Source organism: Chryseobacterium aquifrigidense, assembly GCF_006716485.1.
Taxonomy (GTDB): Bacteria; Bacteroidota; Bacteroidia; order Flavobacteriales; family Weeksellaceae; genus Chryseobacterium; species Chryseobacterium vietnamense.
This window is the reverse complement of record NZ_VFPD01000002.1, coordinates 111,683-124,806: the sequence shown is the minus strand read 5'-3', so window position 1 is coordinate 124,806 and position 13,124 is coordinate 111,683. Positions and strand designations below refer to the sequence as shown.

Annotated in this window: 15 protein-coding genes; 14 read left to right on the top strand and 1 reads right to left on the bottom strand. The window is 35.8% G+C overall.

Annotated elements, in window-relative coordinates:
- Positions 1-365: 365 nt before the first annotated feature.
- The 14 genes from FB551_RS15665 to FB551_RS15600 all read left to right on the top strand — a co-directional run bounded on the left by FB551_RS15665 (position 366) and on the right by FB551_RS15600 (position 11,792).
- Positions 366-908 (top strand): NADAR family protein, encoded by a 543-nt coding sequence (locus FB551_RS15665; RefSeq protein ID WP_142018187.1) that lies wholly within the window; start codon positions 366-368, stop codon positions 906-908.
- 159 nt (positions 909-1,067) lie between these two features.
- The gene (locus FB551_RS15660) at positions 1,068-1,403 is read left to right on the top strand and encodes a hypothetical protein (RefSeq protein WP_142018186.1); all 336 of its coding nucleotides are present in this window, start codon (positions 1,068-1,070) and stop codon (positions 1,401-1,403) included.
- A gap of 2 nt (positions 1,404-1,405) precedes the next feature.
- On the top strand, positions 1,406-2,260 hold the full coding sequence (locus FB551_RS15655) for a hypothetical protein (RefSeq protein ID WP_142018185.1): 855 nt from the start codon (positions 1,406-1,408) through the stop codon (positions 2,258-2,260).
- Between the two features lie 69 nt (positions 2,261-2,329).
- Positions 2,330-3,400 carry an adenylosuccinate synthetase gene (locus FB551_RS15650; RefSeq protein WP_142018184.1) on the top strand — a complete coding sequence of 357 codons (1,071 nt, stop codon included), beginning with the start codon at positions 2,330-2,332 and terminating at the stop codon, positions 3,398-3,400.
- A gap of 145 nt (positions 3,401-3,545) precedes the next feature.
- Positions 3,546-4,142, top strand: coding sequence for a DUF4291 domain-containing protein (locus FB551_RS15645; protein WP_142018183.1), 597 nt, complete (start codon positions 3,546-3,548; stop codon positions 4,140-4,142).
- Positions 4,143-4,207: 65 nt separating this feature from the next.
- Complete coding sequence (locus FB551_RS15640; RefSeq protein ID WP_142018182.1) at positions 4,208-4,840, top strand: DUF4291 domain-containing protein; 633 nt, start codon at positions 4,208-4,210, stop codon at positions 4,838-4,840.
- Entirely contained in the window at positions 4,837-5,346 is a 510-nt protein-coding gene (locus FB551_RS15635) for an O-acetyl-ADP-ribose deacetylase (RefSeq protein WP_142018181.1), read from the top strand. The genes FB551_RS15640 and FB551_RS15635 overlap by 4 nt, the downstream gene beginning before the upstream one ends.
- Complete coding sequence (locus tag FB551_RS15630; RefSeq protein WP_142018180.1) at positions 5,343-5,927, top strand: hypothetical protein; 585 nt, start codon at positions 5,343-5,345, stop codon at positions 5,925-5,927. Before FB551_RS15635 ends, FB551_RS15630 begins: the two co-directional genes overlap by 4 nt.
- A complete protein-coding gene (locus tag FB551_RS15625) occupies positions 5,924-6,610 on the top strand; it encodes an SIR2 family NAD-dependent protein deacylase (RefSeq protein WP_142018179.1) in 687 nt (228 codons plus the stop codon). Before FB551_RS15630 ends, FB551_RS15625 begins: the two co-directional genes overlap by 4 nt.
- Positions 6,610-7,578, top strand: a complete 969-nt coding sequence (locus tag FB551_RS15620; RefSeq protein ID WP_142018178.1) for an ADP-ribosylglycohydrolase family protein — start codon at positions 6,610-6,612, stop codon at positions 7,576-7,578. The genes FB551_RS15625 and FB551_RS15620 overlap by 1 nt, the downstream gene beginning before the upstream one ends.
- A complete protein-coding gene (locus tag FB551_RS15615; protein WP_142018177.1) occupies positions 7,575-8,657 on the top strand; it encodes a hypothetical protein in 1,083 nt (360 codons plus the stop codon). The genes FB551_RS15620 and FB551_RS15615 overlap by 4 nt, the downstream gene beginning before the upstream one ends.
- Positions 8,654-9,196: an RNA 2'-phosphotransferase gene (locus FB551_RS15610; protein WP_142018176.1), complete on the top strand. Its 543-nt coding sequence runs from the start codon at positions 8,654-8,656 to the stop codon at positions 9,194-9,196. Before FB551_RS15615 ends, FB551_RS15610 begins: the two co-directional genes overlap by 4 nt.
- Positions 9,197-9,925, top strand: a complete 729-nt coding sequence (locus FB551_RS15605) for a metallophosphoesterase family protein (protein WP_142018175.1) — start codon at positions 9,197-9,199, stop codon at positions 9,923-9,925. It abuts the gene before it with no gap.
- A 142-nt stretch (positions 9,926-10,067) separates the two neighbouring features.
- Positions 10,068-11,792 carry a M14 family metallopeptidase gene (locus FB551_RS15600; protein ID WP_142018174.1) on the top strand — a complete coding sequence of 575 codons (1,725 nt, stop codon included), beginning with the start codon at positions 10,068-10,070 and terminating at the stop codon, positions 11,790-11,792.
- Between the two features lie 57 nt (positions 11,793-11,849).
- On the opposite strand, the gene FB551_RS15595 is transcribed toward FB551_RS15600, so the two are convergent.
- Positions 11,850-12,731, bottom strand: a complete 882-nt coding sequence (locus tag FB551_RS15595; protein WP_142018173.1) for a cupin-like domain-containing protein — start codon at positions 12,729-12,731, stop codon at positions 11,850-11,852.
- Positions 12,732-13,124 lie beyond the last annotated feature (393 nt).

Sequence of the window (13,124 nt, the reverse complement as noted above, 5' to 3'; positions counted from 1 at the left end):
TAATGTGCACAAATAATTAGAGCACAATTCTTGGTTCTAATAAATATCTATAAAGATTTGTTCAATAAAGAATGCTTGTATCAAAGGTCATATTATTAACCTTATAAATGTGTTCGTAGACTTTGAGTTGGTGTTTAGAATGACATTGTCGTTGTATTCATTTTTGTAATCGAATTCCATTAGCTTTAGCTGAAACCTATCAGATTTGTGTCATTTATGATTAAAATTTGTTCTATTCGTGTTTTATAAAAATAAATTTTTATCTCTGTAAATCAATTAATTATATTTATTAGTGTAAAATTAACGCAAATAAATTTGGTTAATAAAATCATATTCATTTAAATTTGTGTCAAAATAACGCAATCATGAAATACACCATACAGAATATTACAGAAAGATTTCAAAAGAAAGAAAGGATAAAATTTCTCTTTTTCTGGGGGCACACAGCAAAGGATATTGTAACCAAATCATGTTTCAGTCAATGGTTTCCCGGAAAATTTGAAGAAAACGGGATTATGTATAAAACTGCAGAACATTATATGATGGCCGGAAAAGCACGATTATTTAATGATCTTGAAACCGAAGAAGAGATCTTAAAGGCTGCTACTCCTAACCAGGCAAAAGCTTTAGGACGAAAAGTAAAAAACTTTGATCCTAAACTTTGGAATGAGCATAAATATGAATTGGTAACCCAGGGGAACCTTTTAAAATTCTCTCAAAATCAGAAATTTAAAGAATTTCTCTTGTCAACCGGAGATAAAGTACTGGTAGAAGCAAGCCCTTATGACAGAATCTGGGGTATCGGAATGCTGGAAACGGACAGCAGAGCAGAAAATCCTTTATTATGGAACGGAGAAAATCTTTTAGGATTTGCTTTGATGGAAGTAAGAGATCAATTAAGAAATTAAAGCACCTCTGAGACACAAAGACAAGTCCCTGATTAGCGGACAGAAATAGGTATTGAGAACGGATGTAATGTATACTGAGAAATAAGTTAATCATAAAAAAGAATGGCATTGCTATGTCCTGTTTAATTAGCGTAATATCAACACAAATAAATATTGATCATGGAAGATGAATTAAAACCCAGATTTATCAAATCATTACAAAGAAATAATGATCAGATCAGAGAAGACCGTGCAAGAATCATCGGAGCCGATTCCGAACTGATTTACAGACGCAGAGTCGAAGATATCGAATTAAAAATCAAAAGACTTGAGCGCGAGCAGGAAGGGCTTATTGATATCAGTCCTTTAGATAGAAACAGCCTGACTTTTGCGGATTTTAATCCTGAAGCATTTGTTCAGAAAGACATGGAATTATCATTAACAATCAGAAATCTGAATATTCAGCTCGAAGTAACCCGAAAGAGATTTGAATATTTATTTGGAAAAACACTATAGTCATGGGAAGTACAAGATACGATTTAGACGCTCGGTATGACAGAGCAAGAAAAGCAGGTTATGGAACAAAATCTGCAGGGGAAATTTTCATCCAGAACGCCAAAAGAATGGCTCATGAATCTATGAATCCTCACGGAATTTCTTTCAGAGAATCCAGAGATTCAGAAGTTCATCCTCATTCAGTACCAATTATTTTAGGATTGGATGTTACAGGAAGTATGGGACATATTCCGCACGAACTGATCAGAGATGGATTGCCTAAACTGATGGGAGGAATTATCCAGGGAGGCGTCCCCGATCCGGCCTTATTATTCCTTGGAATCGGAGATCATGAATGTGATGGCTATCCGCTTCAGGTGGGACAGTTCGAATCAGGAGATGCAGAACTGGATATGTGGCTTACCCGAACCTATATTGAATCCGGAGGCGGCGGAAATGCTGGTGAAAGCTATCTTTTAGCATGGTATTTTGCCGCATTCCACACCAGAACCGATGCTTTTGAAAAAAGAGGACAGAAAGGATTACTGTTTACTGTAGGCGATGAGCCTTGTTTAAAAACACTTTCCGCATCTGCAATCAGAGAAATTATGGGAAAGGGACAGCAAACGTATACTCATTTTGAATTGCTGGAAGAAGCAAAGAAAAAATACGAAGTATACCATATCAGTGTTCTGCACTCAGATCAGGCATTGAGAGCAGACAGAGGATGGAAAGAATTATTAGGACAAAACTGTATCTCGATAGAAGATCACAGAGAAATTCCCAACGTTATCAAAAGAATTATCTGTGATAAGTTTAAAAATCAAACCTTTGGGACAACAGGAACAGAAGGATTGGATCAATTTAAAATGCTTTAAAACAGAGCAGGTATCATCAGGAAAATTAAAAACGCAAATGATGACAGCAAATTTTTAAAATAAAAAGTCATGAAAAAGGCGCAGATAGTAATAGGACTAGGTTTTGGTGATGAAGGAAAAGGAATTACCACAGATTTTCTGGCTTCTCAGAATCCGGAGGCTGTTGTGATCAGATTTTCAGGTGGACAGCAGGCTGCCCACACGGTGATGATTGATGAAAGGAAGCACGTACATTCAAGTTTTGCGAGTGGAGCTCTTCGCGGTCTGCCTTCTTATTTTACTGAGCATTGTACTATTCATCCTGTTTTTCTGCTTAATGAAAGAGAAGAATTAAAAGCAAAGAACGGAAATGTAGAGCTGCATATTCATCCACTGGCGAAGGTTACCACGCCTTTTGATGTATGGCAGAACAGGAATAATGCGAGAAATCTGGAACATGGAACCTGTGGAAAAGGAATTGGAGCCACCATGAAAAGACACGAAAGTCCTTATAAACTATTTGCTGCAGACCTGATGGCGCCCAGAGAAATGCTGATAGAAAAGCTGAAAGGAATTGCTTATTACTATGGTTTTGGAGATGAAAATGTGGTCAGTGAACTTTTACAGCCGTTTTTAGAAGCTATTGATAGAATTGATTGGAAAATAAATGATTATAACTACCTGGCTTCGTTTGATCACCTTATTTTTGAAGGAAGTCAGGGAGTTTTACTTGATATGGATCATGGCGTTTTTCCCAATGTGACCTATGCGCATACCACTTCAAAAAATGCCTGCGAAATCTGTAAGCTTTTAAAAATTGAAGATATTGAGATGTATTATGTCACCAGAAGCTATTCAACCCGTCATGGAAACGGCTGGATGAGCAATGAAAAAGCAATGTATCTGAAAAATAATGAAGAAGAAACCTGTACATTTAATGAATATCAGAAGGAACTCAGAACAGGAGATATAGATTATAAACTGCTTAACTATGCCTTGAAAGTGGACGGAGCTTATGTATTTCCGGCTAAAAAGAATCTTATTATCACCTGCCTGGATCAGATTGACGTGAAATTTAAAGTAGAAATTCTTGATGTGGAATTTGATGCTGTATATGGATCGTATTCTCCTTATTCAAAAGATTTTAAGCGGATTCTTTAAATCCTGTACTTAAAAATGTTAATTTTATTTGGAGTGGAGACGATGATATTGATGATGAATAAAAGTAAATAACCATGAAAACTATACAGTATATAAAGGGATATGCTACTTGCCCTAATGCTTAAAGAAATAAAATGAACAAGCAATGAAAGAATTTGAAATAAGAGCAGACTATAAAACTGATACGCTGATAGTATACCAGGCTTATAATAAAGCAATCGCAAAATCAGCCATAGAGAATCAGAAATTTACAGCTCCTTTTTCATTCAACAGAATGACCTGGATAAAGCCTTCTTTTCTCTGGATGATGGAACGCAGCAACTATGGGCAGAAATCCAATCAGGAATGTACCCTGGCCATTCATATTAAAAGAGAAGCATGGGAGAAGGCCTTAGGTAAAGCGATTCTTACTTCACCTGAAAAAAGAGTATATCCCGATCCCCGAAATTGGGAGACAGATTTTGAAAATGCCGAAATATATGTGCAGTGGGATCCTGAAAGGAATATTAAAGGAACAAAACTGAATTACCGTTCCATTCAGGTTGGAATCAGCCGATCCCTGATTGAGGAATTCAATGAAGAGTGGATTGTAAAAATAGAGGATTATTCTCCTTTGGTTAAGAAAATCCTGAATCTTACCAAATCGGGAGAATTCGACAAGGCGAAGAAACTGCTGCCTGTAGAAAAAAACTATCCTTTGTCAAAGGAATTGGCTTACAGAATAGGAGCCACAGTATCATAAAATAAAAGAAATGTCATGGAGAAAAAGAAATGATCTTCAGGAATAAATAATTATAAAATATAAAGGTGGAAATCAAATTAAAAAAATATAAAGAACAACTTCAAGAGTGGCCTGAACAAGATCATCATATTATGGCTCAATATGATGATGAAAAAATTGTTGTCTATCAATCCTATAGAAAAGAAATAGGAGATTTTGCAATTAAAAATCAATTCTTTGGCGGAGGTTTCAGTCTCGAAAGAATGACCTGGATAAAACCTAATTTCCTTTGGATGATGTATCGTAATGGTTGGGGAAGAAAAGAAGGTCAGGAATGCGTTTTGGGAATTCATTTGAAAAAAGATGCATTCAGAAAATATCTGGAAAATGCAGTATATTCTTCTTACAATAAAAAGCTTGGAATCTCAAGAGAAGAATGGCAGGATCAGGTGAAAGAATCGTCGGTGAGATTGCAGTGGGATCCTGATCATGACCCATTTGGGAATAAACTGGAACGGAGAGCAATACAAATAGGTCTACGAAATGAATTCATCCGTTCTTTTGCCAAAGATGATATTATTTTAATTGAAAATATTTCAGATTTTGTGAAAGAGCAATACCAAGTCGTTTTAAACGATAATTTGAATAATCTGATTGTTCCTGAAGAAAGACCTTTATTATTTGATGAAGTTTTAAATAAAAAATTGAATCTACAATGAAAATTGAACTAATAAAAGGAGACATCACAAAGATCCAGGCAGATGCTATTGTCAATGCTGCCAACTCATCTTTACTTGGTGGAGGTGGAGTTGATGGAGCCATTCATCGTGCAGGAGGTTCTGAGATATTGGAAGAATGCAGAGCAATTAGAAACAGACAGGGAAAGTGCAATACTGGTGAAGCTGTCGTAACTACTGCTGGAAATCTTCCGGCAAAGTATGTTATTCATACGGTAGGCCCGGTTTGGAATGGTCATGAAGAGAAAGAATCAAGACTTCTTGCAGACTGTTATCATAATTCTTTGAAGTTAGCTGAAAACCTTGGTATGAAAACCATTGCTTTTCCTAATATCAGTACGGGAGTTTATAGATTTCCAAAAGAACTGGCAGGAAAAATTGCTGTAGATGAGGTAAGAAATTTTAAGTCAGATATCATTGAGAAAGTTATATTTGTTTGCTTTGATGATGAAAATGAAATGATTTATAAAGGTCTTTTACAGTTGTGAAAAAATATAATTTCAGATTCGTAGATCAACCTGAAGATCCTAATATTGGACTAACAAATGAAGAGGTTGCTTTTCTTCAGAAAGAATTGAATCTGCAGTTTCCTGAAAATTATATTTACTATATTCAATATGCAGGTAAAAGGTCAAATGTCTTCCCCGTAGAATATGATATTGTAAAGCTGAAACAATATCAAATACAACTAAAAGAAGCGCTGCAGAGAAGAAACATATTGGATGACGAAGATCTGTTTTGTTTCCAGTATAATATTGATTATCAACCTCTGGTTGGACAGGATTTTGAAACCTTTTACTTTTTCAATTTATCTGATCCAAAATCTCCTGATCTTTATATTTTTGGAGACTTCATCACAAATTATGACTGGCAGGGATATAATAAAGAGCTTACGAATAAAGAAAATTTCGTAGATTTTATCAACTATAAAACAGAAGAGAAATTTGGAGCAAAGCAATTTATAATAGTAAGAAATATCCTTTTAGGAGTTCTGTTTTCTCCTATTGTAATAATATTGTTGATTATTGTTGCCTTCCAAATGTTAAGAGAAAAAATTAAAAACCCATGAAAAAACTAACCATATTAAGCGGCGCAGGAATCAGTGCCGAAAGCGGAATAAAAACCTTCAGAGACGGGGACGGTCTTTGGGAAAATCATAATGTAACGGATGTGGCAAGTCCGGAAGGCTGGAAAAAAGACAGAGCTCTGGTGCTGGAATTTTACAACCAGAGAAGACGTCAGCTGCATGAAGTACAGCCCAACGAGGCGCATCACTTATTGGCAGAACTGGAAAAATATTTTGATGTTCAGATCATTACCCAGAATATTGACGATCTTCACGAAAGAGCTGGATCTACCAATATCCTTCATATTCACGGAGAACTGTTCAAATCATGCTCATGCAATAATAAAAATCTGATTTATGACCAAAAAGAGGACATCAATATCGGTGACAAAGCAGAAGATGGGGCGCAATTAAGACCTTTTATCGTTTGGTTCGGAGAAGATGTCCCTTTATATCAGACGGCAAGAGAAATTGTGAAAGAATCAGATATTCTGTTGGTTATCGGAACTTCTCTGCAGGTTTATCCGGCAGCAGGACTGATTCATGATATCAAAGACGACTGTCTTTTAATTGTCATTAATCCTAATGAAACTGGGTTTGGCTATGGACAAAGAGCCGTAGTAATGAAAGAAACTGCAACTCAGGGAATGAAATTATTATTTGATAAATTGGTGAATCTTGCCTGATGAAAAATAAAGTAAAAGCAGGAATCATGGGCGTTTGCATAGGAGACGCCCTTGGTGTTCCTGTAGAATTTAGAAGTAGAGAACAACTTAAGCGTTCGCCTGTTACTAAAATGCGTGCTTTAGGAACTCATCATCAGCCTGCAGGAACATGGAGTGATGACGGGTCTTTGACATTATGTCTTGCAGATAGTTTGTGTAACGGGTATAACCTCGAAAATATGGCTCTGAAGTTTTTGCAATGGTACAATGCAGAAATTTGGACCCCTCATGGAAAGGTTTTTGATATGGGTATTGCAACTTCACAAGCAATTTATAAAATAGGAAAAGGTGTTTCTCCTACTTTGTGCGGTGGCAATTCGGAATTCGATAATGGAAATGGCTCTTTAATGCGAATCATGCCATTATTATTTTACATCAAAGATTTTCCTATTGAGAAGCGCTTTGATATTATAAAAGAAGTTTCTTCTATTACACATGGACATATCCGTGCAATTTTAGCCTGTTTTATTTATTTGGAATTTGCTTCAGAAATTCTAAAAGGAAAAGATAAATGGGAAGCATATAGGATAATGCAGAAAACAGTTCGGGAATTTTTGGATTGTAATCCTATTTGTTCACAAAATGAAATGGATAAATTTCATCGGATTTTAGAATTAAAAATAGGAGAATATGATTTGGCTTCTTTGCATACATTGCAGGAGGAGGAAATAAGTTCTTCTGGCTATGTCCTTCACAGCCTGGAAGCTTCTATATGGTGTTTTCTCAACTCAGAAAGCTATTCTGAAGCCGTTCTAAAAGCGGTTAATCTCGGAGAAGATACAGATACCACAGGAGCTATCACCGGAGGAATTGCCGGAATTTATTATGGATATGAAAATATTCCTGAAGAATGGATTGCTGAGTTGGTGCGAAAGGATGATATTGAAGCATTGTGTGAGAAACTCGCTAAAAAAACTGGACAACATTGATCAAACTGTATACATTTATTTCAGAACAAGAACTGTTGGAAATTGAGAAGGGAAAGTTTAAAAAATTTCTGGCCTGCTTTCCACTGCATTTTTATATTAAAAAGATCCCGGAAAGTACCGGAAAACATTTGCAATTTCTTGTACAGTTTGACACAGAGAAGGAAAAAATATCTCATCTTACGGCATCTGATGAGGAACAATTAGTGATTGAAAATACTGAGGATCTGGATAAGATGAATTCTTTGATTGAAGATAAGATTAAGATCATTGGAATTGCAGGAAAGAACTTGAATATCAGCCAGGAGAGTGTAAGAATATTGGAGAAAGAAAAAAGGTTCTTTGAATTCAGACTAAAGACATATCTGCATACCAACAACAGAGAAATTATTCCTTATGATTATTTTGAAAAGCAGATTGATTATGAAAATGGTACATCCGAATCAACTGAAGAAGAAATTTCAATCCAGTACTATGATGAAAAGCGATCAAAAATAAATACAGTTGAAGAAGCCGTTGATTTTTTAATAAATGAAGAACTGAATGAAGATAATATCAATGGAATCAGGAATCAATCACTCGCTTTAAAGTTTGATGAGCTGGGAGGGCTTTTCGGCTTAGGAATGTATCTTCGGAACATATTTATTTATCCGAATAAAAATGAAAATTTCCTACAGCATCTAAAGACTTATGATCCGCAATATTTGGTAAACCGTGGAGAATTTGGAGAAGGAATTATTGAAGATCTGTTATGGAGAAAACTGAACGATAAGCTGATAACGGACGAAAGTAAAAATAAAATTGCTGAATTGAAAAAGGAACAATATGAAGAGGATTCTTTTTGGAATAACTATATAAAAGAGCAATTGCTTTCGTATAGTCTTGACGATGAGGTTATCAGATTGTATTTAGAATTGGAAGATAAAAAAGATGCCATCGATGAAGATTTTGAACACAGTTATTATGAGCAGAAAAGAATTCTTGCAGGAATATCCGAAAATGAAAGATCAGTTTATGATCAAATAGCTCAGGATTATTTTACCATTAGAAATCTTATTGAAAAATTAAGACACAAACCATGAACGAAATAGAAAAGAAAAAAATAAGTAAATTTTTAAGCCTGATCTTGCGCCACCAGCCGGAAAGCATAGGGCTGAAGCTGGATGAAAACGGGTGGGCAGATGTGGAAGAGCTGAGGGAAAAGTCAGCCAGGAAAAGAATATATTTTACTCCCGAAGAATTAGATGAGGTAGTAGAAACCAATAATAAAAAGCGTTTTGCTTTTAATGAAGATAAAACCATGATCAGAGCAAACCAGGGACATTCTGTTGATATCGACCTGGCGTTGGAAGCCAAACAGCCTCCTGAATTTCTTTATCACGGAACTGCAGAAGCCAATATCTCATCCATTTTGGAAAAAGGAATTGAAAAAAGAACCCGTCAGCATGTACACTTAAGTGCTGATAAAGAGACTGCTGCAAAGGTCGGGATGAGACACGGCAAACCTTTGATTCTGACCATCAGAACCGGAACCATGCATCAGGATGGATTATCTTTCTACCAGTCGGCAAACGGGGTTTGGCTAACAGATTTTGTGGACGCAAAATATATTTCTAAGTAAATGAAAAGAACATTAGTAATAGGAGACATTCACGGAGGATTTAAAGCCTTACAGCAGGTTCTTGAAAGAGCAGCAGTGACAGCCGACGATGAACTGATCTTCCTGGGAGATTACGTAGATGGATGGAGTGAATCTTCCGAAATTATACAATTCTTAATCGAACTCTCCGAAAAGCAGGAATGTATTTTCATCAAGGGAAACCACGATGCATGGTGTGAAGACTGGTTAACATCAGGCAAAAGTCCCGATGTTTGGCTTTTCAACGGAGGAAAAAGTACTGTAGAGAGCTACAAAAAATATCTTCCTGAAGATCTGGATCTTCACCTTGAATTTTTTCAAAGGATGAAAAACTATCATATCGACGATCAGAACCGACTGTTTATTCATGCCGGATATGCTTCCATGCACGGCCCTGAAAAAGAAGTGTATTCCAGTAATTACCGTTGGGACAGAACTCTCTGGGAAACAGCTGTAGCAATGGATAAAAAATTGCAGAGAAACTCAGCGCTTTATCCAAAAAGGCTGCTTTTATATAAAGAAATATTCATCGGACATACGCCAACTCTTGATATTGGAATTACAATTCCGGCGAACAAAGCCAATATCTGGAATATGGATACCGGAGCAGCTTATACCGGAGCCTTATCCATCATGGATATTGATACTAAAGAATTCTGGCAAAGCGATCCGCTTCCCTCCTTATATCCTGAAGAAAATGGAAGAAATTAATACTACCGAGAACAAACCTAACAGGTTTTTAAAACCTGTTAGGTTTCTCTTTTAAAATAATTTCACCTTTTACAATTTAACTGCCATCACATCCCCGTTTCACAAAAGATGATTAATTTTAAAGTCTGAAAATATGACTTTAATGAAACTTAAATATCTTTTATTCACCCTTAGTTCTACCTTGGTCCTGGCTCAAAAATCATTTCAGACCCCTTTTGAAAAAGGGAATGGAAACCAAACCGTTACCTACAGTGAAATGAACAGCTATTACGAGAATCTGGCTAAAAATTTCAATACCATTCAATACCTTAAAAAAGGAGAAGATGACAACGGAAAACCTATCTATGTGGTCGTTTATAATCCTTTCCCTGAAAAAGATCTTGAAAAATTAAGAAAGGACAAAGCCATTATCTTTGTGAACAACGGAATTCACCCGGGAGAACCGGATGGAATAGATGCTACCATGATGCTGATGAGAGATCTTGCCGCCAAAAAAATTAAAACTCCTCAAAACTTTATTATCGCGGCCATTTCAGCCTATAATGTGAGCGGAATGCTGAACAGAGGATCTTATTCCAGAGCCAATCAAAATGGACCTGAACAGTATGGTTTCAGAGGAAATGCAAGGAATTACGACCTGAACAGGGATTTTATCAAGGCAGATTCCAAAAATGCAAGAAGTTTCCAGGAAATCTATCACTGGCTGAAACCTGATGTTTTTATTGATAATCATGTCAGCAACGGAGCAGATTATCAATATACATTTACCTATATTTCTACCTTTAAAGAACGCCTGGGAAATACCCTGGGAAACTATTTCTACAATGATTATCAGGCGAAAAATCTTGAAGATATGAAGAAATTAGGCTATGAAAGTACGCCTTATGTGAACATTCACGGAGACGTTCCGGAAGTAGGATTTGCCTCCTTTGAAGACTCTCCCAGATACTCTACGGGATACACTTCTCTCTTCAACACCTTAGGAACGGTTCCAGAAACCCATATGCTGAAACCTTACGACAAAAGAGTAGATGCTACCTACAAATATATGCTGGTTAACCTTCAGAATTTAGATAAAGATTATCATAAAATAAAGCAGCTCCGCATTGAAAATTTAAAACAATATCAAGCCGGAAAACAGTACGGAATCCGTTGGAAAATAGACTCCACAAAATTCTCTACGATGGATTTTAAAGGCTACGAAGGAAAATATAAACCCAGTGAAGTTTCAGGAAAACCAAGGCTGTATTATGACAGAAGCAAGCCTTTTACTAAGAATATAAAACTCTTTACAACAGCTGTTCCAACGGGATACATTACCATTCCGAAGTATTATGTCATTCCACAATCGCAGTACCGCGTGATTGAAGAATTGAAAAGAAACAATATTCAGATGAGTCAGATACAGAAAGACAGTACTTTGTCTGTTGAGTCCTATAAAATTAAAGATTTTAAAACCGTTAAAAACCCTTATGAAGGACATTACATGCATTTTGAAACAGTGGTTGACAATTCTCAGAAGAATATAACATTTGCTGCCGGAGATTATCTGGTTTCTACCCATCAGCTTGGAGTAAAATATATTATTGAAACGCTTGAACCTGAAGCATTAGATTCATTCTTCAATTGGAATTTCTTTGATGGAATTCTGGCTCAGAAAGAATACTATTCCGCTTATATTTTTGAAGATACAGCTGCTGAACTCCTTAAAAAGGATAAAAAACTGAAAGAAGCATTTGAAGCAGCGAAGGCATCTGATAAAAAATTATCTGAGGATGGAACTGCACAACTGGATTGGATCTACAGACATTCTCCTTATTTTGAGGAAAAAACTTTCAGGCAGTATCCGGTTTATAGGGTGTTGTAAGTTGTTGATACTAAATAATTAAACTAAAAAAGGCGTTTCCATCGAAACGCCTTTTTATTATCTTGGTAAGCCTCTTTTCAACGCTATTTCTGCTCTTTTAACTGCCATTTTCTCTTTCCAGTCCATGTAGCTCTTTTTGAAATTGGACTTCATAATATCATCAAACTTGCGCTGTACAGTAAGATTCCACAGAGAATGTGCCTTTACTGCCCATGATTTGTCCCATGCTCTTAAAGAAATTGAGAAACTTCCGTCCAGGTATTTCATCCAGTGCCACCATCCGGTAGGCATGAACAATGTATCTCCGTGTTCAAGATAACATTCAATTCCTTCTACACCATCCAGTGCCGGGAATTTTGTGAAATCAGGATTTTCAATATCATAATCTTCCAGTGCATAGGTTGCATAAGGAATCTGATAAAGTCTTTCTCTCCATTTATAATCAAAAAGAAGAATATGCTTTCTTCCATTAAAGTGAGTATGGAAAATATGAGCCATATCAATATCAAAGTGAAGGAACGTTACCGATCCTTTTCCGCCAAAAAACATATTCGGGTACTTATCAAGGAAGCCGCCCATTAATTCTTTGGGAGAAATATAATCTTCTAAAAGTTTCGGGGCATATTTTATCGGGTCGAAGAGAAAAATTCTAAGATCAGTAGGCTCTCGCTGAATAAGATCTATATAATCTCCAAACTTCATTTTTGCTGCTGATGCATTAATGGGAGCAGATGGATCTGCCTTTGAGCTGTCATATAGCGGGACCTCCACATCTCCTACAACTTCCTTCATATATTCCATCGTCCATTTTTGATAAGCAGGCCATTTTTTTGCCATATTCCTGATGACAACGGGCCTTCTTGGCTTCAGATATTTTTCGTAGAATTCTTCTTTTGAAATGTCATCTACAATATCTATAGGCTTTAAAATAATTCCCATTTTATAAATTTTATGTTACAAAATTATTAAATATATATTTATGTAATAGTGTTTAATTTTTTTTTAATCTATGATTCAAATCAGATTTTCCTATTTAGAATCAGTAAGAATATTAATTTCTTTGCTTCCTCGTAAAATTGTTCTTCATATACTACAAAAAGACAAAATCTATCCCGATAATGTTACATTAATCAAAAAATAAATCGCTTTCACCTTTTGCAAATTTTTATACCAAATAGGTTCTTATGATATAATAAATATTTGAAAACAAATGGGTAAATTGTTTATCATTTTGTTTAAGAAAAACTTCTTTTTTTAAAAGGATAAAAAATTTGAAAATTATAACTATGTTTGTAGTGATAGTGATTTAACCTTTGGTGATAAAATTCATCT